23 protein-coding genes are annotated in these 22,435 nt (G+C 71.9%); 4 read left to right on the plus strand and 19 right to left on the minus strand.

The genetic code is table 11. The features are described from left to right. Nucleotides 1–310: 310 nt before the first annotated feature. From ABZY13_RS25045 to ABZY13_RS25060, 4 genes are all read right to left on the minus strand, one after another. On the minus strand, nt 311–1,636 hold the full coding sequence (locus ABZY13_RS25045; RefSeq protein WP_356634435.1) for a PhoH family protein: 1,326 nt from the start codon (nt 1,634–1,636) through the stop codon (nt 311–313). A gap of 388 nt (nt 1,637–2,024) precedes the next feature. Next, nucleotides 2,025–2,798, minus strand: coding sequence for an isoprenyl transferase (locus ABZY13_RS25050; protein ID WP_356634437.1), 774 nt, complete (start codon nt 2,796–2,798; stop codon nt 2,025–2,027). A gap of 643 nt (nt 2,799–3,441) precedes the next feature. Then, nucleotides 3,442–4,218: a methyltransferase domain-containing protein gene (locus ABZY13_RS25055; RefSeq protein ID WP_356634439.1), complete on the minus strand. Its 777-nt coding sequence runs from the start codon at nt 4,216–4,218 to the stop codon at nt 3,442–3,444. A gap of 68 nt (nt 4,219–4,286) precedes the next feature. After that, nucleotides 4,287–5,162 carry an LLM class flavin-dependent oxidoreductase gene (locus tag ABZY13_RS25060; RefSeq protein ID WP_356634441.1) on the minus strand — a complete coding sequence of 292 codons (876 nt, stop codon included), beginning with the start codon at nt 5,160–5,162 and terminating at the stop codon, nt 4,287–4,289. Nucleotides 5,163–5,234: 72 nt separating this feature from the next. Here ABZY13_RS25060 and ABZY13_RS25065 point away from each other — a divergent pair, with 72 nt between their 5' ends. Next, nucleotides 5,235–5,645, plus strand: coding sequence for a DUF192 domain-containing protein (locus ABZY13_RS25065; RefSeq protein WP_356634443.1), 411 nt, complete (start codon nt 5,235–5,237; stop codon nt 5,643–5,645). A 14-nt stretch (nt 5,646–5,659) separates the two neighbouring features. Here the strand turns inward: ABZY13_RS25065 and ABZY13_RS25070 are convergent, their stop codons facing one another. From ABZY13_RS25070 to ABZY13_RS25135, 14 genes are all read right to left on the minus strand, one after another. Further along, entirely contained in the window at nt 5,660–6,301 is a 642-nt protein-coding gene (locus tag ABZY13_RS25070; RefSeq protein ID WP_356634445.1) for an OmpA family protein, read from the minus strand. 5 nt (nt 6,302–6,306) lie between these two features. After that, nucleotides 6,307–6,891 (minus strand): hypothetical protein, encoded by a 585-nt coding sequence (locus ABZY13_RS25075; protein ID WP_356634447.1) that lies wholly within the window; start codon nt 6,889–6,891, stop codon nt 6,307–6,309. A 33-nt stretch (nt 6,892–6,924) separates the two neighbouring features. After that, complete coding sequence (locus tag ABZY13_RS25080; protein WP_356634449.1) at nt 6,925–7,464, minus strand: pilus assembly protein TadG-related protein; 540 nt, start codon at nt 7,462–7,464, stop codon at nt 6,925–6,927. Nucleotides 7,465–7,520: 56 nt separating this feature from the next. Beyond that, a complete protein-coding gene (locus ABZY13_RS25085; RefSeq protein WP_356634451.1) occupies nt 7,521–7,718 on the minus strand; it encodes a hypothetical protein in 198 nt (65 codons plus the stop codon). A gap of 132 nt (nt 7,719–7,850) precedes the next feature. After that, on the minus strand, nt 7,851–8,534 hold the full coding sequence (locus ABZY13_RS25090; RefSeq protein ID WP_356634453.1) for a response regulator transcription factor: 684 nt from the start codon (nt 8,532–8,534) through the stop codon (nt 7,851–7,853). Beyond that, nucleotides 8,531–9,823 (minus strand): histidine kinase, encoded by a 1,293-nt coding sequence (locus ABZY13_RS25095; RefSeq protein ID WP_356634455.1) that lies wholly within the window; start codon nt 9,821–9,823, stop codon nt 8,531–8,533. Before ABZY13_RS25095 ends, ABZY13_RS25090 begins: the two co-directional genes overlap by 4 nt. A 17-nt stretch (nt 9,824–9,840) precedes the next feature. Then, on the minus strand, nt 9,841–10,731 hold the full coding sequence (locus ABZY13_RS25100; protein ID WP_356634457.1) for a DUF5936 domain-containing protein: 891 nt from the start codon (nt 10,729–10,731) through the stop codon (nt 9,841–9,843). A 37-nt stretch (nt 10,732–10,768) separates the two neighbouring features. Next, a complete protein-coding gene (locus tag ABZY13_RS25105; RefSeq protein ID WP_356634459.1) occupies nt 10,769–11,713 on the minus strand; it encodes a type II secretion system F family protein in 945 nt (314 codons plus the stop codon). 10 nt (nt 11,714–11,723) lie between these two features. Beyond that, the gene (locus tag ABZY13_RS25110; RefSeq protein WP_356634461.1) at nt 11,724–13,061 is read right to left on the minus strand and encodes a CpaF family protein; all 1,338 of its coding nucleotides are present in this window, start codon (nt 13,059–13,061) and stop codon (nt 11,724–11,726) included. Between the two features lie 90 nt (nt 13,062–13,151). Then, a complete protein-coding gene (locus ABZY13_RS25115) occupies nt 13,152–13,526 on the minus strand; it encodes a TadE/TadG family type IV pilus assembly protein (RefSeq protein WP_356634463.1) in 375 nt (124 codons plus the stop codon). Between the two features lies 1 nt (nt 13,527). Then, entirely contained in the window at nt 13,528–13,914 is a 387-nt protein-coding gene (locus ABZY13_RS25120; protein WP_356634465.1) for a TadE family protein, read from the minus strand. A 115-nt stretch (nt 13,915–14,029) separates the two neighbouring features. Beyond that, nucleotides 14,030–15,286: an AAA family ATPase gene (locus ABZY13_RS25125; RefSeq protein WP_356634467.1), complete on the minus strand. Its 1,257-nt coding sequence runs from the start codon at nt 15,284–15,286 to the stop codon at nt 14,030–14,032. 7 nt (nt 15,287–15,293) lie between these two features. Continuing rightward, nucleotides 15,294–16,001, minus strand: coding sequence for a Flp pilus assembly protein CpaB (gene cpaB, locus ABZY13_RS25130; protein WP_356634469.1), 708 nt, complete (start codon nt 15,999–16,001; stop codon nt 15,294–15,296). A gap of 70 nt (nt 16,002–16,071) precedes the next feature. Next, on the minus strand, nt 16,072–16,881 hold the full coding sequence (locus tag ABZY13_RS25135; protein ID WP_356634553.1) for a hypothetical protein: 810 nt from the start codon (nt 16,879–16,881) through the stop codon (nt 16,072–16,074). A 344-nt stretch (nt 16,882–17,225) separates the two neighbouring features. On the opposite strand from ABZY13_RS25135, the gene ABZY13_RS25140 reads away from it, so the two are divergent. The 3 genes from ABZY13_RS25140 to ABZY13_RS25150 all read left to right on the plus strand — a co-directional run bounded on the left by ABZY13_RS25140 (nt 17,226) and on the right by ABZY13_RS25150 (nt 21,042). Continuing rightward, nucleotides 17,226–18,938, plus strand: a complete 1,713-nt coding sequence (locus ABZY13_RS25140) for a glycoside hydrolase family 18 protein (protein ID WP_356634555.1) — start codon at nt 17,226–17,228, stop codon at nt 18,936–18,938. 161 nt (nt 18,939–19,099) lie between these two features. After that, nucleotides 19,100–19,609, plus strand: coding sequence for a SigE family RNA polymerase sigma factor (locus ABZY13_RS25145; protein ID WP_356634471.1), 510 nt, complete (start codon nt 19,100–19,102; stop codon nt 19,607–19,609). 86 nt (nt 19,610–19,695) lie between these two features. Next, nucleotides 19,696–21,042, plus strand: a complete 1,347-nt coding sequence (locus tag ABZY13_RS25150) for a hypothetical protein (RefSeq protein ID WP_356634473.1) — start codon at nt 19,696–19,698, stop codon at nt 21,040–21,042. A 13-nt stretch (nt 21,043–21,055) separates the two neighbouring features. Here the strand turns inward: ABZY13_RS25150 and ABZY13_RS25155 are convergent, their stop codons facing one another. Beyond that, complete coding sequence (locus ABZY13_RS25155) at nt 21,056–22,342, minus strand: Nramp family divalent metal transporter (RefSeq protein ID WP_356634475.1); 1,287 nt, start codon at nt 22,340–22,342, stop codon at nt 21,056–21,058. Between the last annotated feature and the right edge of the window lie 93 nt (nt 22,343–22,435).

Raw genomic sequence — 22,435 nt, forward strand, 5'->3', positions numbered from 1 at the left:
GGTCACGGGAGGCGCGGGCCCGGTGGGCAACTCCCCCGCGGGGAGCGCCGCTTGGTGCTCGGGCGGCATACGACGGCGTTATGGAGTTGGTCTGGTGCGTGTGGGGTGCCGTAGTGCTGGTGGCACACCTGTGTCGTATGCGGGGCCTGACAGGATGGAGACTCTGCCGTAACACGGTGCCGAGTGGCAATTCTGCGTTGCGTGTGAAAGCTCACATGTCGTCCGCCCCGGGGGATTTCCTGGTTCGGACACATGCGAAGGCGCCGCCCGGCTAGGCTCACTGCCTTTGCCGGACGGCGCCGACGGTATGTCAGACCTGTCCGTCCTCGAGCATTTCGGTCACCAGTGCGGCGATCTGGGACCTTTCGGACCGGGTCAGCGTGACATGCGCGAAGAGCGGATGCCCCTTCAGCTTCTCCACGACGGCGACCACGCCGTCGTAGCGCCCGACCCGCAGGTTGTCCCGCTGGGCCACGTCGTGGGTGAGCACGACCCGCGAATTGGCGCCGATCCGGGACAGAACGGTCAGCAGGACGTTCCGTTCGAGGGACTGGGCCTCGTCCACGATCACGAAGGCGTCGTGCAGCGAACGGCCGCGGATGTGGGTGAGCGGGAGCACCTCCAGCATCCCGCGCGCGGTGACCTCCTCGATGACCTCGCGGGAGGTGACCGCCGACAGCGTGTCGAAGACCGCCTGGGCCCAGGGGCTCATCTTCTCGGCCTCGGTGCCGGGCAGATAGCCCAGTTCCTGCCCGCCCACCGCGTACAGCGGCCGGAAGACCATGATCTTCTCGTGCTGACGGCGCTCCAGCACCGCCTCCAGGCCCGCGCACAGCGCCAGCGCCGACTTGCCGGTGCCGGCCCGGCCGCCCATCGAGACGATCCCGATGTCCGGGTCGAGCAGCAGGTCGAGCGCGATGCGCTGCTCGGCGCTGCGGCCCTTGACGCCGAACGCCTCGCGGTCGCCGCGCACCAGCCGGACGCTGCCCTCGGGGCTGACCCGGCCGAGCGCCTTGCCGCGCTCGGACTGGATCGTCAGTCCGGTGTGGACGGGCAGGTCGGCGGCCTCGGGGACAAAGACGTGGCCCTCCTCGAAGAGGATGTCCACCTGTTCGGCGGGCAGGGTCAGTTCGGACATCCCGGTCCAGCCGGAGGCGTCCGTGATGGCCAGCTCCGCGCGGTACTCCTCGGCGAGCAGCCCGACCGACGACGCCTTGATCCGCAGCGGGAGGTCCTTCGACACGACGGTGACGTCGTACCCCTCGGCCTGGAGGTTCCGGGCGACCGCGAGGATGCGGGAGTCGTTGTCCCCCAGGCGGTAGCCGGTGGGCAGGACGCTGGGGTCCGAGTGGTTGAGCTCGACACGGATCGTTCCGCCGAGGTCCCCGATCGGGATGGGGGCGTCGAGACGGCCGTACCGGACCCGGTGGTCGTCGAGCAGGCGCAGCGCCTGCCGGGCGAAGTATCCGAGTTCGGGGTGGTTCCGCTTGGCCTCCAGCTCCGTGACCACGACGATGGGGAGCACGACCTCGTGCTCGTCGAAGCGGTTCATGGCGTGCGGGTCGGCCAGCAGGACGCTGGTGTCGAGAACGTAGGTGCGCCGGTCTGGCTTGTGGCGCTTTGTGCTGGTCACCACGGAAGGACGTACCCCCTCGGAAGAGGTCGGGGAGCGACGGAGTGAAGGCTGGTCCGGGAGGGTGGGAATGTCGCGACCGGCAGGGTGGGAATCGCGGCCGGTCGTCGGCTGCCCTGCACGGGCCGAAAACCGGCCCTCCGCTGCGTCCGTGCGACCGCACGGTCGGGCTGGTGCAATGGGCCTCCCGGGCGGACGGCCCCGAGCCGCCCACTGAGATCCGACACCCGTGGTTCGGGTGTCGACCTGGAGGGGTTATGCCCTCGAACACCCCGCGCCATGCCACGGCATATGACGGCGCGCCGGTGAACTCCTTGTGACGTCCGAGGTGGAGGGGTCGGGACGGGTATGTCCACCGGCCGGCCGCGAGCCCGGCGGGCCGTCGGCGCGCTCAGCCGCCGAAGCGCCGGTGGCGGGCCGCGTAGTCGCGCAGGGCGCGCAGGAAGTCGACCTTGCGGAAGGCGGGCCAGAAGACTTCGCAGAAGTAGTACTCGGAATGGGCGGTCTGCCACAGCATGAATCCGGACAGCCGCTGTTCGCCGCTGGTGCGGATCACGAGGTCGGGGTCGGGCTGTTCGCCGGTGTAGAGGTGGCGGCCGATCATCTCGACGTCGACGGTCTCGGCGACCTCTTCGAGGGTGCGGCCGCGGTCGGCGGCCTCCAGCAGCATCGAGCGGACCGCGTCGGCGATCTCCTGTCGGCCGCCGTAGCCGATGGCGACGTTGACCACTATGCCGCGGACGTCCCGGGTGGCCTCCTCGGCCTCCTTGAGCGTGGTCTGCATCCCCGGCGGCAGCAGGTCCATGGTGCCGACGTGGTGCACCCGCCAGCGGCCGTCCTCGGCGAGGGTGCGCACGACGTCCTCGATGATGCCGAGGAGCGGGACCAGCTCCTCCTCGGGGCGGTCGAAGTTGTCCGTCGACAGCAGCCAGAGGGTGACGACCTCGACGTCCGTCTCGCTGCACCAGCCGAGGAACTCCTCGATCTTCACCGCGCCGGCCCGGTGTCCCTGCGCGGTGGTGGAGCCGGCGGCCTTCGCCCAGCGCCGGTTGCCGTCCATGATGACGCCGATGTGCTTGGGCACCTGAGCGTGGTCCAGGTGGCCTTCCACCCGGCGTGCGTACAGCCTGACCAGCAGGCCGCGCAGCTTGTCGCGCAGGTTCACGTGATCGTCAGCCCTTCCGTACGGATCGGACAGGGGGCGGGCGCGGGCCCGGCGCGCGCGGTCGCCGCGCGGCCGGTCGCCGGTCGATGCGGAACGCCCCTGTCCGTATGGAGCTCCCCGGGGGCGAAGCCTACCCCTCCCGCCGCGAGCTCCTCGGCGGGGCGGCGGCCACCGCGAGGGCAGAAAAAACGGGCCGGTCCGTGGGGGGGAGACGGACCGGCCCGAGGGGGGGCTTCCACCATAACCCTTCGTGAGGGATGCTGCGTGCATCGGCGCAGGACAACTACTCTCCGAAATCGCCCGGCGACGCCCCGGCGACGGCTCGGCGACGGCCCGGTGGCCCCTGAACAGCGGTGAAATGACGGCGACATGGCCGTACAGCGGCGGCGACGCGGCCGCGGAACCCGGGCTGCCCCGGGCTCGGCGACGGCACGCCGATATCCCTCGGACGGGTTAACGGGGCCGGATTCGCGTTGACGAAGGCAGGGCACCGCGCAGCCCCCTCCACTGCGCGGTACCGCCCGCGCAGCTTTGCTCACGCGAATTACCTTGGTCTGAACTTACGCGAGCCGGGGCCCGGGAGGCGAGACGATGCCGATAACGATGTGGAAAACCTGTAAAGCCCACCATCCGGCAAACGCGGCTATTCGGGTGCTTTACGGGCGTCGATGAGGTGCCGTGTGCTGTGCGCCACGAAGGGCCCCTCCGTCTCGATGCGCTCGTGCAGGGCGCGCAGCCCGGGCTCGTACGCCTCGACGGTGAAACCCGGGACCATCCACACGACCTTGCGCAGGAAGTGCACGACGGCCCCGATGTCGTGGAACTCCATGCGCAGCCGCTCCGCCCGCAGGTCGACCACCTCCAGGCCGGCCGCCTCGGCGTCGGCGCGCTCGCGGTCGGGGTGGCGCCCCCGGCGCGCCTCGTCCGGCTGGGGGCCGAGGAAGAACTCGACCAGTTCGAAGGCGCTGGCCGGGCCGACGTGCTGCGCGAAGTACGCCCCGCCGGGCGCAAGCACCCGGGCGATCTCCGTCCAGTGCGGCCGCACGGGGTGCCGGCCGGCGACGAGGTCGAAGGCGCCGTCGGCGAAGGGCAGCGGCGCGTCCCCGGGGACGGCGACCACGGCGACGCCGTGCGGGCGGAGCAGGGCGGTGGCCTTGTCGACGTTGGGCGGCCAGCCCTCGGTGGCGACGGTGAGCACGGGCCGCCGCTCGGCCCGGCCGAGGGCGAAGTCCAGCACCTCTCCGCCGCCGGTCTGCACGTCGAGCGCGGCGGTGGCCCGGGCGAGCCGGCCGGCCAGCGACTCGGCGTACCGCCAGGACGGCCGGGCCTCGGTGGCCCGGCCCTCGAACCAGGAGAAGTCCCAGCCGTCGGTGGGCACGGCGGCGGCTTCGGCGACGAGGCTTTCGTAGCTGCGGTCCATGGCGCCGATCGTCGCAGGGCGTTGCCGGTGGACGCCGTCGATTTTCGCAGGACCCGCCCCGACCCCCGCTACGGGACCAGCGGCCGTACCTCCTCGGCGGTGAAGCGGACGAAGCCCTCGGGGTCGGGTTCGTCGGCGGTCGGTTCGAGGATCACGGTGTCCGCTCCCGCGTCGGCGAGCCGCCTCACGGCCTCGGCGACCGCGCCGGCGTCTCCCGCGACACCGAGGCCGGGGACGTCGGCGAGGCCCTTGGCGGCCAGTTCGGCGCCCAGCCGCGCGGCGGCGTCGGGTCCGGTGGCGGTGAGGAGGTAGGCGACGACCCGGTGCGGCGCGCCGCGGCCCGCCGCCGTACGCCCTTCCTCGATGAGCCGGCACCCCTCCCGGACGCCCTCGGGCGGGGTGACCTCACTGAAGATCGTCCCGTCGGCGACCTCGCCGGACAGCCGCACCGTGCGCGGCCCGACCGCGCCGACCAGCACCTCGGCGCCGGGCTCGGCGGGCGGCCAGCCGAGTCCGACGCCGTCCAGGCGGACGTAGCGGCCCTCGGTGGTGACGGTCTCGCCGCGCAGCAGGGCGCGCAGGGCGGTCACGTACTCCCGCAGCAGCGTGACGGGCGACTCGACGCGGGCGCCGACCTGTCCCATCCACTCCTGCACCCCGTGCCCGACGCCGACGACGGCACGGCCGGGGAACATGCGGTGCAGGGTGGCCGTCTCCATGGCGGTGAGGGCGACGTTGCGCAGCGGGACGGGCAGCAGGCCGACGCCGACGCGGACGCGCTCGGTCCAGGCGAGGGCGGCGGCGGCCGTGGAGATGCCGCCTTCGAGGAAGCAGTCCTCCCACAGCCACAGTTCGTCGAGCCCCGTGTCGTCCGCGAGCCGGGCGAGGGCGCGCAGGCGTTCGGGGGGCAGTTGGGGGCGGAAGACGGCGCCGAGTCGGGTCATGGTGTCTTCCTATCCGGGGGGTGCCGGTGGGACAACTTGTTTCTGGGGGAAGGGGAGGCGGACGTGGGCTCGATGGGACGACGTCGACGGGACGGCCGGGGACGTCTGCTCGTGCACGGAGGCGGGGACGAGGGCCGGGGCGAAGGCCTGAACACGGGCCGGGTGGTGGTGCCGCTGGAGATCGCGGCGTCCCGTCGGGCCCGTACGAGGGGGTTGCTGGGCCGCGACGCCCTGGAGGGCGCGATCCTGCTGACCCCGGCGAGCGGCATCCACACGTTCGGCATGCGGATGCCCATCGACGTGGCCTACCTCGACCGCGACCTGGTCGTCCTCGCCGTGCGCACGATGCGGCCGGGGCGGTTGGGGATGCCCCGGCTGCGGGCGCGGCACGTGCTGGAGGCACAGGCGGGGGTCATGGCGGGCTGGGGGGTAAGGGCGGGGGCGCGGGTGTCGGTGGAGGCCGCCGGCTGGGGCGGGGCCTGACCAGCCGTGCCCGGTCAGCCTTCGGTGCGCGGGAAGGAGACCTCCACTCGGCGGTTCTTCTTGCGGCCGGCCTCCGTGGAGTTGTCGGCGATGGGGTAATCCTCGCCGTAGCCGCGCACCTCGAAGGTGATGGCGGGGTCGTTCAGCTGGGCGGCGAGCACGTCGTGCACGGCGTTGGCGCGGCGCCGGGACAGGACGTCGCCGTGGGCGGAGGAACCGAGGTCGTCGGTGAAGCCGAAGACACGGACCTTCGTGCCGTTCTGTGCCTTGATCTCCTCGGCGATCGCCCGGATACGGGCCTTGGCCTCGGCGCCGAGCCTGGCGCTGTCCCTGCCGAACAGCACCTCGGCCTGGAGGGCGAACTTCACGTCGGCGTTGGTGTCCTCACGCCGCTCGTCACCGCTCTGGTCCTCGACGACCAGCTTGATGTCCAGCACCTTCGGCTCCGCGAGCGTGGCGCCCTCGGGGATCTTCAGGTCCGGGTCGTTGGCATCCACCTCGACGGGAGCGGAGGCGGTGGCCTCGGTGCCGGGGGGGACGCTGGGCGTCTCGTCGGCCCGGGCGGTGGCGGCGGTGGCGGTGAGGTGGGTGGCGAGCAGGAGGGTGGCGGTGGTGAGGATGAGGGGGAGGCGTGGGGGTGTACGGGTGATGGTCATCGGCGTCACCCGGAGATCTTGATGCTGCCGGCGGCGAACATCGGCAACTGGAAGGTCACCTCGGAGGTGCCCTCGGGGGGTGAGGGGAACTGCATGAAGACGGGGAGGGACTCTCCGGACTTCAGAGCCGGGAAGTTGGTCGTGGCGAGCGGACGACCGTCCGTGTCCCGCAAAACGTAGTAGCGCTTTTTCCCCTGGGAATCGACCAGGGTGGCTCCACCCAGAGACCGGCCGTTGCGGATGATCTCCGTCTCGTTGCCGCTCAGCTGCGCCGGCACGTTCGTGGTTTCGCTGCCGTCATTCTTCAGCGTGCCGCTCACCGTCACGAACCCGCCTGCGTCCCGGACTGCCGAGGTGACCTGCAGCAGCAGTCCGTCCGGCCCCTTCAACTCGGCCAAGGGAGCGGCTGCCTGCCCCTCCTGAGCACTCGGCTGGGATCCCTCGTCGTGAGAAGCAGGGGCAGAGCTCGACGGCTTCTCGTCTCCGCCGTCATCGCCGCCCCCGCAGCCGGCCACGCCGAGGGTCAATCCGGCCGCAACGGTCAACGCGGCCATCCCTCTGCGTGCCTTCGTAGTGAACCGAATGCTCATGACTCCGCTTCCTTCATCCTCGTCGTTCACTTGTCAGTCGGCCAGATGGACATCGAAGAGGTCCTCGGGCTCGGGGAGATCGACGAGGTCCTCGGGATCCAGTTGCCAGTCCCCGTCTTCGCATTGGAGTTCCGGCAGCACATCGTCTCCGGCTTCCTCGGCCGGAAGCCTGAACGTGCACTTGGGTTCGATGACGGCTGTGGCGGACGCCTGGGCCCGTATGTCCTCGGTGCCGGGCACGATGGTGTCGCCCACGGGCTCGTTCGTCTCCACTTCCACCGTGTAGCCGAGGAAGCCGTCCGGCGAGCAAGCCAGTACGTGCGCGTCGTTCTGCGCGGCGAGTTGATCCGCCCGCCCGCAAGAAGAGTCCGGACCCTCCACGTTGCCGTGGAAAATGTCCTCCCACCGCTTCGGGTCCAGGACGTCCTCCCGCCACGCCCCCGCGAGCAGGTCCCGCCGGGCCTGGGCTGCCGCCAGTGCCGCGGCGTCGGCCGCGGTCTGGGCCTCGTTCCTGGTGGCACCCGCCTGGCCGACCGCCAGATACGCGAGCGCGAGAAAGAGCAGGCCCGCCACCACGGTGATGTAGATGGGGAAAGCCTGCCCTGCGTCGCCGTACCCGGAATGGGAAATCAGCCGCCGGTGACCTCTGTGATCTTGTCGGTGATCGCGTTGTAGATCGTCTGCCCGATATCCGTCCCCGTGATCGCCAACACAATCGCCACCACCACGGCGATGATCCCCAGATACTCCACCGCCGTCTGCCCTCTGTCGTCCCTGGCGGCGCGGTTCCTCAGGTACGTGACGGTGGTGTTGATCCAGTTGGACATGGTGTACCCCTCCGGTATCGGCGGTGCCGCTGTCGACCTCTGGAATGTACGGCGGTACCCCCGCCGCTGCCGAGGGCCCCTGGACCCATTTGCGGGCTTGATCGTGGAGTTGGGAAGGGCTGCTCATCGGTGTCACCCCAGTCCCAGCCACTTGGCGGTGGCCTCGGTGCGGGTGGTGCTGTGGAGTTTGGCGAAGATTCGGTTGATGTGATTCTTCACCGTCTTCTCGCTGATGAAGCAAGTGGCGGCGATCTGCTGGTTGTTCATGCCCGACGCGATGAGGTCCATGATCTCCGCCTCCCTTGCGCTCAGCCGGAACCGTTCCCTGCCCGAAGACTGTGCCACAAACCGTTGCACCTGCGAAAGGTTTTCCGAAGAAATGGGCCTCGGCGGCACCGTGGACTTTGCAATCGCATCCTCCGCCGACCGCGTGAACCGCTCCCGCCCCCGCGTCACGTCCCGCACCGCGCTCACCAGCTCCTCCGCCGTGAACTCCCCGTGGACCAGATACCCAACCGCTCCCCGCCGCAGCGCTTCCCGCACCGTCCCCGGCTCGCGGCTGTACGTCAGCATCAGCACCGGTGCCAGTTCGGCCAGTTGCGGCAGCGCCGTCAGGCCGTCGACGCCGGGCATGCGGGCGTCCAGGAGGATGACGTCGGGGCGGTGTGCCAGTGCCGCTTCCTGGGCCTCGCGGCCGTCCGTCGCCTCCGCCACGACCGTGATGTCCTCGCGGCCGGTCAGCAGCGCGGTCAGGCCGGCCCGGACCACGGGGTTGTCGTCGGCGACGAGCACGCGCAGTTGCGGGCGGCGGCTCATGGTCCCGCCGGTTCCGGGCTCGGGAGCGGCAGCTCCAGGCACACCTGCGTGCCGCCGGTGCGCTCCCCGCGGCCGATGCGGATGCGGGCTCCCGCGCAGGCGGCGCGTTCGACCATGCCGAGGAGGCCGAAGTGGCCGGTACGGCGCAGGTGTTCGAGGGTGGTGCCGGGCGGCAGGCCGGGGCCGTCGTCGTGGACGCTGATGCGCAGCAGTCCGTCGTGGACGCCGCCCTCGACGCCGACGTGGGTGGGGGCGGCGTGGCGGTGGGCGTTCTCCATGGCCTCCTCCGCGATGCCGAGGAGCTGACGGGCGACCGCCGGGGGGACCGGCGGGAGGGCGGCCTGGCCGGTGCGCCGGTAGGTGGCCCGCACGCCGGTGCGGGTGGCGAACGCGCGGGTGCGGGCGGCCAGTTCCGTGAAGACGTCGGTGACGGGCTCGCCGCGCAGGTCCGTGAGGAGGGTGCGGGACTCCCCCGCCGCCCGGCGGGCGCAGCGGGCGATGAGTTCGGCCTGCTCCCGCACCCGCGCGGGGTCCGCGGTGCCGGCCGTGGCCGCGAGGCCATCCGCGGCCAGGGCGACGCCGTGCAGGGTCTTGGCGACCGAGTCGTGCAGTTCGCGGGCCAGCCGGGCGCGTTCCGCCGCCACCGCCTCGGAGACCGCGAGGCGGGCCTGCACGGCCGTGAGGGCCTTGGTGGCCTCGCCGAAGCGGAGCAGCAGGCCCCGCAGGGTGGAGCCGGCCGCGCCGGTGACCACGCACAGGCCGGGCAGCAGCAGGGTCTCGGCGAGGCCGGCGTGCCGGCTGTCGGGGTGGGTGGCGTGGACGAGCAGGAGGATCAGGGACTGGAGGGAGGCGAAGCAGGCCGCGCCGCGCCAGCCGTAGACGACGCCGGCGAGCAGGGGCGTGCAGAGGCCGACGTAGGCGAGCGTGGTGTCCGGGCCCGCGGAGATCAGGGGCAGCGAACCGAGGAGGGTGTCCAGGGCCAGCAGGCCGGGGTGGCGCAGCAGAAGAGGGCCGAAGCGCTCCCAGTCGCGGAACAGGACGTACGACGTCATGAACGTGACGACGACCGCCGCGCCGACGAGCCGGACGCCCATGCCGGGCGAGGCCCCGAGGAGCGCGGCGGGGGCGGCCAGCGCGATCATCGCCAGGCGGAAGCCGAAGACCTGGCGGCACATGGCCTGCAGCGCGTTGATCTGGATGGGGAGGGCGGGCGGCGGGGCGGAGCGGGACGGAACGTCCGTAGCCCTGCCCCCTAATCGCAGCCTCGCCGCCGCCTGTGTCGTCGCCATCGTCAGGTCACCCGTCCCTACTCGCCCGTGATGGTGCCGAAGTCGGTGCCCGAGCCGAGCAGCAGGCCCGCGCCGAGGAGCAGCATCGTGGCCGGGACCATGAACGTCGTGATCATCATGGTGGCCTTGGGCACGGCCCGCGCGGCCTTGCGGCGGGCGTTCTGCGCGTCGGTTCGGCGCATGTCCTTGGCCAGGGCCACCAGCGTGTCGACGATCGGCGCGCCGAGTTCCTCGCCCTGCTGGAGCGCCGTGACGAACATGGCGACCTGCTCTGAGTCGTTACGGCGGCGCAGCTCGGCGAAGGCCTGGCGGCGGCTCATGCCGAGGTCCATCTGGCGCAGGGTGATGCGGATCTCGTCGGCCCAGGGTCCCTCGTACTGGGCCGCCACCCGGTCCAGCGCCTGCCGGAAGCCGAGTCCGGCGCTGACCACGACGGCGAGGACGTCGAGGAAGTCGGGCAGGGTCCGTTCGATCACGTCCCGGCGGATGCGGATCGCCGACCAGATGCCGACCTCGGTCCAGAACGCGCCGAAGGCGAACAGCAGCAGCGCCATCAGCACGTTGCCCTGGAGGAGGAAGATCAGGCCGCCGACGCCGCCCAGGAAGCCGTAGACGGCCCGGCGGGCGGCGTAGCGGTCGATGGTGAGGCCGCCGGGGTTGCCCGCCAGGTCGATCCTGCGGCGGTACTTGGCGACCTGCTTGGGGCCCATCAGGCGCAGCACGGCCGGTGCGTGGCGCATGCCCATCCGGTCGACCAGCGAGTCCACCGCGCCGGTGCGGGTGGCCCCGACCTCCAGGGCGAGCGCCAGGTCGTCGGGCAGCCTGGCCTCGGCCCGGTACATGCGGATGCCCGCGAAGACGCCCCAGACGCTCAGGCCCGCCAGCAGTGCGAGCAGCAGTGCTGTCATGTGTTCTCCGTCCCTCCCCTCAACGGCTGTGCGGTCGTCAGACGTCGATCCTCGACATCCGCCGGATCAGGATGAACCCGACGGCGTACAGCGCGAAAGCGATGATCACGCAGGCCTGCCCGACGGGCGAGCCGGTCATGCGGTCCAGGGCCCCGTCCTTGACGCCGTTCATCAGGAAGAGGGAGCCGATGCCCATCACCGGGACGGCGTACGACGTCATGGTGACCTGGGACAGCTGGGTGCGGATCTCGCGGCGGGTCTCCTTGCGCTCCTCCAGCGTCTCGGTGAGGTTGCGCAGGGCGCTGACGACCTGGCCGCCGGCCCGGTTGGACAGGACCAGGGTGGTGACGAGGACGACGAGTTCGCGGGACGGGAGGCGTTCGGCCAGTTCGCCGAGGGCGTCGTCCATGGCGGCTCCGACGGCCAGCTGGTCGGCGACCTTGGCCAGTTCCTCGCCCGCGGGGGCCTCCAGTTCTTCGGCGGCCATGCCGATGGCGGTGCGCAGGGCGAGTCCGGCCTGGGTGGCGTTGGCGAGGATGCGGGCGAGTTCGGGGAGCTGGTTGATGAAGCGCTCGATGCGTTTTTGCCGCTGCCAGTTGAGGAACTGCAGCGCCGCCCACACGCCGAGCAGTCCGGCGATGGGGCCGAAGAAGGGCGCGAGGGCGGCCTGGCCGATCAGCCAGAGGCCGGCCACGGTGGCGAGCATCGCGGCGACGAACTCGCCCGGCGTCACGTCCAGTCCCGTCGCCGCGAGCCGCAGTTCCAGTTTGCGGCCGAGCCGGGTGCGGCGCACCCTGCGGTCCAGGCCGGGGAAGTGGCGGCGCCGGCCGGTGGGCGGGAGCCGGCCGGCGGACGACAGGCGGTCGACCAGGGCCTGCCGCTGGGCCCGGCCGGCGGCGTAGGCGTGCACGCCGGTCAAGGCGAGGACGCAGGCCAGCAGGGCGACGCCGGTGGTCAGCGTGGCGAGCGAGTGCAGTTCCATGGGTCGGGTCCTACCTGGCTTCTCGGGTGGCGAGCTGGTCCGTCGACTGGGCGACGCCGAAGGCCTGGGGTATCGGCTGGCCCGCCATGTAGAGGCGGTCGGCGGTGCGGCGGGTGAGCGGGAAGTACCGGAACGCGCCGTGCACGCGGCCGTCGGGGGTCATGGGCTGCGCGTCGAAGCGGGCGACGGTGGTGAGGCGGTACGGCTCTCCGCCGTGGCTGTCGAGGAGGGCGACCTCGGTGATCCGGCGGGCCCCGTCGGCGAAGCGGGTGAGCTGGATGATGACGTCGACGGCGCTGTTGATCTGGTCGTGCAGGGCGGCGAAGGGCACCTCGACGTCGGACATGGACGCGAGGGTCTGCAGCCGCATCAGGGCGTCCTCGGCGCTGTTGGCGTGCACGGTGGCGAGCGAGCCGTCGTGGCCGGTCGACATCGCCTGGAGCATGTCCAGGGACTCGCCGCCGCGGACCTCGCCGACGACGATGCGGTCGGGGCGCATGCGCAGCGAGTTGCGCACCAGGTCGCGGATGGTGACCTGGCCCTTGCCCTCGACGTTGGGCGGGCGGGACTCCAGGCGGATGACATGGCTCTGCTGGAGCTGGAGTTCGGCCGAGTCCTCGATGGTGATGATGCGGTCGCCCTCGGGGATCAGCCCCGACAGGGCGTTGAGCAGCGTGGTCTTGCCGGTGCCGGTGGCGCCCGAGACGATGATGTTGAACCGCGCCTGCACCAGCCCGGCCAGCAGATAGAGCATCGGCTCGTCCAGGGAGCCGAAGGCGATCAGCTCGTGCAGGGTGAACGAGCGCGGGAAGCGGCGGATGGTGAGGGTGGGGCCGGTGAGGGCCAGCGGCGGGATGATGACGTTGACGCGCTCGCCGGAGGGTAGCCGGGCGTCGACCATCGGATTGGACTCGTCGACGCGGCGGTTGACGGTGGAGACGATGCGCTCGATGGTCTGCATCAGCTGGTCGGCGGAGGCGAAGCGCAGCGGCAGCTGCTCCACCCGGCCGCCGCGCTCCACGAAGATCTGGTCGGGGCCGTTGACCATGATCTCGGTGATGGAGGCGTCCTCCAGCAGGGGTTCGAGGATGCCGAGGCCGAGGGCCTCGTCCACGACCCGGCGGATCAGCTGGGCGCGTTCGACGGTCGACAGCACCGGGCCCTCGCGGCTGATGATGTGGCCGAGCACCCGCTCCAGCCGCGCCCTGCGCTCGGCCGCGGCGAGGGAGCTCATCTCCGCGAGGTCGATCTCCTCCAGCAGCTTGGCGCGGTAGGAGGCGACCAGGTGGCCGTCCTCGCCCCGGCCGGTGTTCTCCTCGGGGGAGTTGATGCGTGCGCGCAGGCTCATGACTGCTCCGGTGCTGCTGGGTGACGGGTCGCGGCGGTGGGACGGGCCGGCGCGGCCGGTGGGGACGGGGCGGTCGCACGGTTCATGGCGTCAGTGGTCCATCGGCATCGTCGCGGACTTGGTGGCGTCGCCGAAGTCCCAGCCGGGGACGACGGACGGGATGTCGACGGTGGCCGTCACCCGCACCTCGTCGCCGAGGCCGGCCGCCGCGCAGCTGGTCCCGTCGGCGAGCCAGCCGCTGACGGCGGACCGGCAGTCGGCCGCGTACGGCCCGTCGAGGGAGGCGCTGCGCGCCCCGGCGCGGGCGGCGGTCCCGGCCTGCTGGGCGGTGTAGGCGATCAGCCCGACCTGCACGGCGGCGAGCGCGACGAGGACCAGGACCGGGATGAACCCGAGGTACTCGAGGGCGACCTGGCCGCGGTCGCGGTCGCGGCGGCTTCGCAGGCGGGGACGGTCGTACGGCATCTCAGTCCTTCTCCTCCTCGACGGCCCCCGCGTGGCCGTCGACCTCGAAGGGGAAGGCGACCGTGCCGGGGAAGAGGACGGGCACCCGCAGGCGGACGTCCGCGGTGACGTAGCCGCCGCCTCCGCCGCAGGTCACCTGTGCGCCCCCCGTCCACGCGTCCGGCAGCTTGTCCAGGCCCGCCGCCTCGCAGGCCGCCTGGCGCTCCCCCGGCGGTGCGGCCGTGGCCGCGCGCACCGCCTCGTCGGCGGCGTTGCCCGCGAGGGTGAAGGTGTATCCCAGCAGCACGAACTGCCACAGGAGCACCAGCGTCGCCAGGATCAGCGGGGTCATGCCGAGGAACTCGACGGTGACCTGGCCGCGGTCGCCGGACCGCCGGACGGCGCGCATCCCCCTCACCGGGCCCTCACCGTCCGCACGGCCCGCGACGCCGGGCGAACCCTCACGGCGGCCGTGGCGCCCACGGCACTGCCCGCGCCTGCCTCCCTCACCGCCGTCAACGCCGTCACCCCCCGTCCTTGCGGCGCCGGAAGCCCGACGCGTTCCGGTCGCCGCGCAGCCGGCCGGCCCTGCGGTGGTCGGCGCCCTCGGGAGCCCTGACGAGGCCGAGTTCGGCGGCGAGGCCCCACAGGGCCTGGCGGACCGTGCTCCTGCCGTCGAGTTCGTGCAGGCGCCCGGCGTCGACGGCCGGCTGGAGTTCCTTGAAGTGGGCGGGGACGGTCGTGGCGGCGACGGCGGTGCCGGTGATCCGACGGATGAGGGGCGGCTGGATCTCGGCGCCGCGGGTGTGCCGGTTGACGACGACGGTGGTCTCCTCGGCCTTGCGGATCTGCAGCCGGTCCCACATCCGCACCGTGCGCTTGGCGCCCCGGACGGCGACCACGTCGGGGGTGGTGACCAGCAGGGCGGTGTCGGCCATCTCGACGGCCGCGGCGCCGGCGCCGCTGAGCTGGGCGCCGCAGTCGATGACGACGGTCTCGTAGCGGGAGCGCAGGGCGCTGACGATCTGCCGGGCGGCGCGGTCGGTGACCTCCTCGCCGCGTTCGCCGTCGCCGGGGGCGAGCAGCAGGGCGAGGCCGGTGTCGTGCCGGAAGACGGCGTCGGCCAGGACGCGGGGGGAGATGTCGGTGATGCCGGCCAGGTCGGCGACCGAGCGCCGGAACTGCACGTCGAGGTAGGAGGCGACGTCGCCGGTCTGCAGGTCCATGTCGACCAGGGCGGTGGCCCGGCCGGAGGCCTGGCTGGCGAGGGCGAGCTGGATGGCGGCGAGGGTGGCGCCGACGCCGCCCTTGGCGCCGCTGACGGTGACGACGGTGCCGCCGGCGCCGGGGACGACGTCGCCGCCGTGGCCGAGGTGGCGCCGTACGCCCACCGACCACTGGGTGACGGCCTGGACGCGGGTGGCGAGTTCCTCGTAGCCCAGCGGCAGGGAGACCAGGCCGCGGGCGCCGGAGTCCATGGCGGCCTGGAAGAGGCCGGGGCTCGCGTCGGAGGTGACGAGGATGACGCCGACGGCGGGGAAGCGCAACGCGACCTCGCGGATCAGCTCCAGGGCGGGGACGGGGCCGATCCGCTCGTGCACGACGACGACCTCGGGCAGTTCGTCGACGGACTCGGCGGCGAGCCGGGCGAGGGTGTCGACCAGCTGGGTGGAGTCGGTGACCGGGACCAGCGGCTCGGCGTCCGGGAGCTGGCTGAGCAGGGTGGTCACCGAGCGGACCGCGTCCGCGTCGCCGACCGCCGGCAGGATCCTCGTGGGCATGCGGCTCTCACTTGTCCTTCGCGAGTTCGTACGTCCGGTCCGCGTCCGGGACGGTGGTGTCGCCGCCGGGCGCGACCAGGGCGAGCCGGACGCGCGTGGCGAACGACTCGGCGTACGTGAGGCGCTGGGCGTCGAGGGTGGACAGCGCGAAGGTGATCGGCACCGCGTCGGTGGGCCGCCGGCCGTTGTCGCTCTCGTCGGGGTTCAGCGGGGTGAGGTCGCCGACGTCGATCACTTTGGCATTGGTTACGATGATCTTGGACTGGGCGGGATCACCCTCCCGCTCGCCCTCGAAGGTGGCGTACACGTTGACCGTGGAGCCCGGCGTGATCTTGCCGGCCACACCGGTCGCCGCATCGATCATGATGGCGACCTCCTGCTGCCCGGGCTGCAGAGCGGGCTGATCGACGATCATGTCGCTCTGCAGCAGGGAGCCCTCCTTGAGCGTCGTCACCGCGATCTTGCCCCGGACGTCGGCGAGGTCCGTGACCGCGTTGGCGGACAGCCACCGCTCGGGCATCTCGATCTTCTCGAACTGGGCCTCGGTGAGAGGCGTGTACGGCTCCACCTTCGTCTTCAGCCGGTACGCCGTGACCTCGGGTCCGACCTTGGACTCCACGTCGTCGATGACGGAGAGCACGCCCGCGAAGGCGCCGAGGGCGCACAGGACGGACAGGAGCAGGAGTATCACGCCGCGGCGCTGACGGGAGTTCATGAACCGTGCAACCTCATCGGGGGGGTTGGGTCGTGCGGACGGGGGCTTTCCGGGGGGCTTCCTGGGCGGATCACCCCGCGGGTAGGGGGTGGTCGTACGTCGGCGCGGTGGCGGAGCAGAAGACGCAGCGGTCGCCGATGACGTCGATGCCGCACCAGTGGCAGCTGCCCTGCCGTACCGAGCCGACCAGTTGGTAGAGGACGGGCAGGTCGGGCAGGAAGGCGCAGAACTCGATCAGTTTGCCGGTGCCCCACCAGGTCGTGGACTCGGCGGGCGGCGGCGCCTCGCGCAGCCCCTGCACCTGCCAGGAGGGGGCGAGGGCGGAGGTGACCCAGTCGGACTGGAGCTGGCCCCTGGCCACCAAGAGGGAGGTGGTGAACTCCGGCCCGGTGAGGGCGGCGTCGGGGCCGATGCGGACCAGCTGCGGGGTGGGGTGGGCGAGCACCGCGAACTGGCTGCCGGGCATCCACGACTTGGCGTGCGAGGTGAGGCCGACGGGGACCCGGTCGAGGCGGGCGACGGAGCCGAGGAGCGCGCCGGCGTGCAGGTAGTGGGTGAGCAGCCGGCCCGCGGAGGCGAGGACGCCGGGGCTGAGGTCGCAGGAGGCCAGCTGGCGCAGCTGGCGGGCCAGGACGGCCAGGGCGAGCGGCGGCAGGTCGGGCCGGAACAGGGCGATGCGGTCGCTCTCCAGCAGCGAGCGGACGGTGTGCAGCCGGCGTTCGACCCCGGCGGGGACGGCGCGCGAGAGGACGACGATCAGATGGCCGTGCACGTCGAGCAGGGTCTGCGTCTCGGCGAGGACCTCCTCCAGGGGACGCCGGTCGAGGTCGCCGAGGACGACGGCGGGCAGGGTGCGTTCGTCCTGTGGTGGCAGCGCCATGTCGGCGCTGGTCACGGCAATGGCTGTGGGCACGCGCAGCTCCCCGTTTTCCCGCCCGGTCGGTCCTCCGGAGCTGACTGCGGCGGACCGAGGTGACTTCACTGCGTGACTACGTCAGCACTGTATCCACGCCGCGATGACGGGTGAACAGCGTTTCCGTTGCCGGTGGACAACTGCCTCGGCACAACTGCCGTCAAACCCGCACAGCCTGTGCAACCGGTCGAACACCCCGCGCGCACCGCACCCCTTGACAACCGAATTGGTCTGGACCAACTTGTACCTCCGGCGGTGGCCACCGTCCCCATCCCACTCCCCCACCGGAGGCCCCAGTGGACCGCGCAACAGTGGACCGCGAAACAGGCACGCCCCGACGGAGACGGACCCGCCTCTGGGCGGGCGCCGTGACCGCCGCTCTCGCCCTCGGCGTGGCCGGCATCGCCCCGGCGTCGGCGGCGGACGTCAACAACGCGAAGAACGCCGGGTTCGAGGCGGGTCTGGGCAACTGGACGTGTTCCGCGAACAGCGGCACGACCGTCTCCTCCCCGGTGCACGCCGGCAGCGCCGCGCTCAAGGCCACCCCGGCCGGGCACGACAACGCCCGCTGCACCCAGACGGTCGCCGTCCGCCCCAACTCGACGTACAAGCTGAGCGCCTGGGTCCAGGGCGGGTACGCCTACCTGGGCGCGACCGGCACCGGCACGACCGACGTGTCGACCTGGACGCCCGACTCCGGCGCCTGGAAGCAGCTGTCGACCACCTTCACCACCGGCGCCAACACCACTTCGGTGACGGTCTACACGCACGGCTGGTACGGCCAGGCCGCCTACTTCGTGGACGACGTCTCGGTGTTCGGCCCCGACGGCGGCGGAGGCGGCGACGGCCCGGGCGGCCCGACGATCCCCGGCGCCCCGGCCGGGCTGACGGTGTCCGGCGCCACGTCCTCCTCCGTCTCCCTGGCCTGGAACACGGTCTCCGGCGCGACGGGGTACAACGTCTACCGCAACGGCACCAAGATCACCGCCGTCACCGGCACCTCGGCCACCGTGACCGGCCTCGCCGCCTCCACCTCGTACAGCTTCCAGGTGACGGCGACCAACGCGGCCGGCGAGTCGCCCAAGTCGGCGACCGTGACCGGCACGACGACGCCGACCGGCGGGGGCGGCGGCGGTTCCGTGCCCAAGCACGCGGTCACCGGCTACTGGCAGAACTTCAACAACGGCGCCACCGTGCAGAAGCTGTCGGACGTCCCGGCCCACTACGACATCATCGCCGTGTCCTTCGCGGACGCCACCTCCACGCCGGGCGCGGTCACCTTCAACCTGGACTCGGCCGGGCTCGGCGGCTACACCGTCGACCAGTTCAAGGCCGACCTGCGCGCCAAGCAGGCCGCCGGCAAGAAGGTGATCATCTCGGTCGGCGGTGAGCTGGGGCGGGTCGCGGTCAACGACGCGGCCTCCGCGACCAACTTCGCCAACTCCGTGTACTCCCTGATGCAGACGTACGGCTTCGACGGCGTCGACATCGACCTGGAGAACGGCCTCAACGCCACCTACATGACGCAGGCGCTGCGCGCGCTGTCCGCGAAGGCCGGCCCGTCGCTGGTCATCACGATGGCCCCGCAGACCATCGACATGCAGTCCACGTCCAACGCGTACTTCCAGACGGCCCTGAACATCAAGGACATCCTCACCGTCGTCAACATGCAGTACTACAACAGCGGTTCGATGCTGGGCTGCGACGGCAAGGTCTACAGCCAGGGCACGGTGGACTTCCTGACCGCCCTCGCCTGCATCCAGCTGGAGAACGGCCTCGCCCCGTCCCAGGTGGGCCTCGGCGTGCCGGCGTCCACCCGTGCGGCGGGCGGCGGCTACGTCGCCCCGTCGGTGGTGAACAACGCCCTCGACTGCCTGACCCGCGGCACCAACTGCGGCACCTTCAAGCCCGCCCGGACCTACCCCGACCTGCGCGGCGCGATGACCTGGTCGACCAACTGGGACGCGACGGCCGGCAACGTCTGGTCCAACACGGTGGGCCCGCACGTCGACGCCCTGCCGTAGCCGGTCCTTCCACCCCTCGATCCTTCCCCAAGGTCCGCGCCTTCGCCCGCAGTTCGGGTGGGGGCGCGGACCTTTTCCGTGCGCGCCGTGAAACATTTCCCGGGGCCCACCGCATCAATGAGGTGAAGCAGCACCGACACGGCAGGGACCAGGGGGAACGCATGAGACAGAGTCTCGCGGACGGGTACGCGGAGTTCGCGGGGGCACGGGCGGGTCATCTGTACCGCTCCGCGTGCCTGCTCACCGCCGGCGACAGCCATCTCGCCGAGGATCTGGTGCAGGAGACCCTCGGGCGGCTGTACGTCCGCTGGGGGCGGGTCTCCCGGGCCCAGAACCCCGCCGGGTACGCGCAGGTCGTCCTCACCCGTACGTTCCTCGCCCATCGGCGCCGGCGCAGCAGCAGCGAGCGCTCGACGGACGTGTTCCCGGACCTGGCCGGCTCCGGCGACGGCGACACGCCGCTGCGGCTGACGCTGCTGGAGGCGCTGTCCCGGCTGCCTCCGAAGGACCGGGCCGTGATCGTCCTGCGCTACTGGGAGGACCGCTCCATCGAGCAGACCGCCGAGGCGCTGGGCGCCAGCTCGGCCGCCGTGCGCACGCGCTGCGTCCGCGCGCTGGGCAGGCTGCGGGAACTGCTGGGCGAGGACCTCGCCGAGTACGCCAGGACCTGACCGGGTTTCCGCCCCTCCCCGCGCCTCCTCTTCTCCTCTCACCTCCTCTCTCTCATCTCGCTCACCTCTGGAAACGGTGGTTTGTCATGCGCGTCGAACAGCACAACGATCCCTTCGAGGAGCACCTCGCGGGCGCCCTGCACCAGGCCGGCGACACGTTCGGCGCCGATCCGGCCGCGCTCGTCGCCGGTGGCGCGGCCCGTGGCCGGCGGGCCCGGCTGCGCCGCCGGGCGGCCCTCGTGGGCGGCGTGGCCGGCGTCGCCGCGATCGCGGTGGGCGGCAGTCTGCTGCTCCCGAACGGCGGCTCCGCGGAGCGGACCAACGTCGCCGCGACCCGGTCGGCCGAGCCCGTCGAGACCGCCGACGACGGCGACGGCGGCAACTCCGTCGGCGCCACCGGGTCCGCCAGGCCCACGAAGAAGCCCGGAACCGGGTCCGGCTCCGGGTCCGGCTCGATCTCCGGTTCCGTCTCCGCCGACGAGATGGTCCGGATGCTCACCAGGCTGCTCCCGAAGGGCGAGGTGACCCCGGGGACGGCGCGCGGCACGGGCGAGGACCTGCCGCCGGTCGCCCGGGTCGTGTTCGACGACGGCAAGGGCGCGGCCGCGGTCTCGGTGCTCGTCGAGCGGCTTCGGGTCCCGCAGGGCGAGGTCTTCGAGCCGATGAACCACGTCATGCCCTGCCCCGAGACGGACCTGCCGCACATGGACAGGTGCACGATCGAGACGCTGCCCGACGGATCCGTGCTCGGCCTCGTCCAGGGGTACACGTACCCGGACCGGCGCGAGGACACCAAGATGTGGAGCGCCGAACTGGTCACCCCGGCCGGGCAGCAGGTGAGCGTGCACGAGTGGAACGCCCGCGCCGAGAAGGGTGAGCCGGTCACCCGCCCGGAACCGCCGCTGTCCATGAAGCAGCTGAAGCGGGTGGCCACGGCCAAGCAGTGGCGCGACGTCGCCGAGCTCCTCCCCGAGCCGCCCGCGACGGAAGTCCCCGAGGCGCCCTCCGGGGACGGGGGCAAGGCCCTCCTGGGCGCCCTCACCGATGCGCTGCCCGACCGGGTGGAGGTCGTCGGCAGCGACCACCAGGACGGGTTCGCGTACGTCGTCGTGGACGACGGCAAGGGCAGGAGCTATGTCCAGATCAACCTGCAGTCCGACATGCGCGACGTCGCGGACGAGCTGTACGGCCCCGACGCCGAGACCCTCCCCGACGGCACCCGTGTGGCGACGTACCAAGGGCCGGGCGAGAAGGGCGGCGAAGGGGTCGTGGAGTGGAAGGTCGACACGATGCGCGAGGACGGCAGGCGCGTGGTGATCAGCGCCTTCAACGCCGCCGCCCAGCGGGGCCCGCAGACGCGACCGGAACCGGCGCTCACCATGGACGAGCTGCGGGAGATCGCGCTCGACCCGAAGTGGAACGCCCTCGGCTGACCTCGGCCGCCGCTCAGAAGAACTCCGACCACGGCTGGTCCCAGATCTGCTTCACGCACAGCACCAGGAACAGCAGCCCGGCCAGGGCCAGCGTCCCGTTGCTCAGCCGGCCGTTGCGCCACTCGGCGGGCGTGCGGGAGGAGTTGAGCAGCCAGATCAGCGTGAGGGCGAGGAAGGGCATGAAGGCCGCGCCCAGCACGCCGTAGAGGATGACCAGGCGGAAGGGCTGGCCTTCGAAGAGCAGGACCATGGGCGGGAAGGTCAGCCACAGCAGGTAGGCGCGGAACGGCCAGGACCGTTCGCGCTCGCCGGAGGCGACCTCCTCGCCCGTGGTCCGTCGGCGTTCCCGGTAGCGGGCGGCGAAGTCGGCGAACATCAGGCTCACTCCGTGCCAGACGCCGATCAGCGAGGTGAAGGAGGTGGCGAAGAAGCCGATCAGGAAGAACTTGGCCGTGGCCGTGCCGTACTCGTCCTCCAGGATGTCGCCGAGCTGGACGAGCCCCTTGTCGCCGCCCGCGATCGAGACGTTCGCGGAGTGCAGCAGCTCGGCGCCGACGAAGAGCATCGCGACGACGAAGACGCCGGTCGTCAGGTAGGCGACGCGGTTGTCCAGCCGCATGATCCGCATCCAGCCGGGGCCGGTCCAGCCCTTGGCGTTGACCCAGTAGCCGTACGCGGCCAGGGTGATGGTGCCGCCGACGCCGCCGATCAGGCCGAGGGTGTTGAGGACGGAGTCCTTCTCGTCGGGCAGGACCGGCAGCAGCCCGGCGAGGGCGTCGGGAAGGTTGGGCGTGACGCGGATCGCGAGGTAGACGGTCACCACGAACATGACGCCGACCAGGACCGTCATGACCTTCTCGAAGACCGCGTACTTGTTGAACCAGACGAACACCAGCCCGGCCAGTCCGCAGGCGATGGCCCACCACTTCAGGTCCATCACGTCCGGGAACAGGGCCTGCAGCGGAAGCCCGCTGGACGACATCGCCGCCGCGCCGTAGACGAAGCCCCAGACCACGACATACACGGCGAAGAAGACGGTGGTCCACGGGCCCAGACTGGCCCAGCCGTCGAAGAGGGTGCGGCCGGTGGACAGGTGCCAGCGGCCGGCCGCCTCCGCGAGGGAGATCTTCACCAGGCAGCCCACGACCGCCGCCCACAGCAACGTGTAGCCGAAGTTGCTGCCCGCGATGAGCGTGGCGACGAGGTCGCCGGCGCCGACGCCGGTCGCCGCCACCACGATGCCGGGGCCGATGTGCTTCCACACGCTCTTGGTGCTCGCCGCGCTCTTGCTGTTCGCCATGGAGGCCAAGAAAGCCCAAAGCGGTCCGGGGGACAAGAGGGCCTGCGCTCTTGACCTGGTCATGCCATACGCCCACGATGGGCGCCACACCCG

This window comes from Streptomyces sp. NPDC006610 (genome assembly GCF_040611575.1).
Classification (GTDB): domain Bacteria; phylum Actinomycetota; class Actinomycetes; order Streptomycetales; family Streptomycetaceae; genus Streptomyces.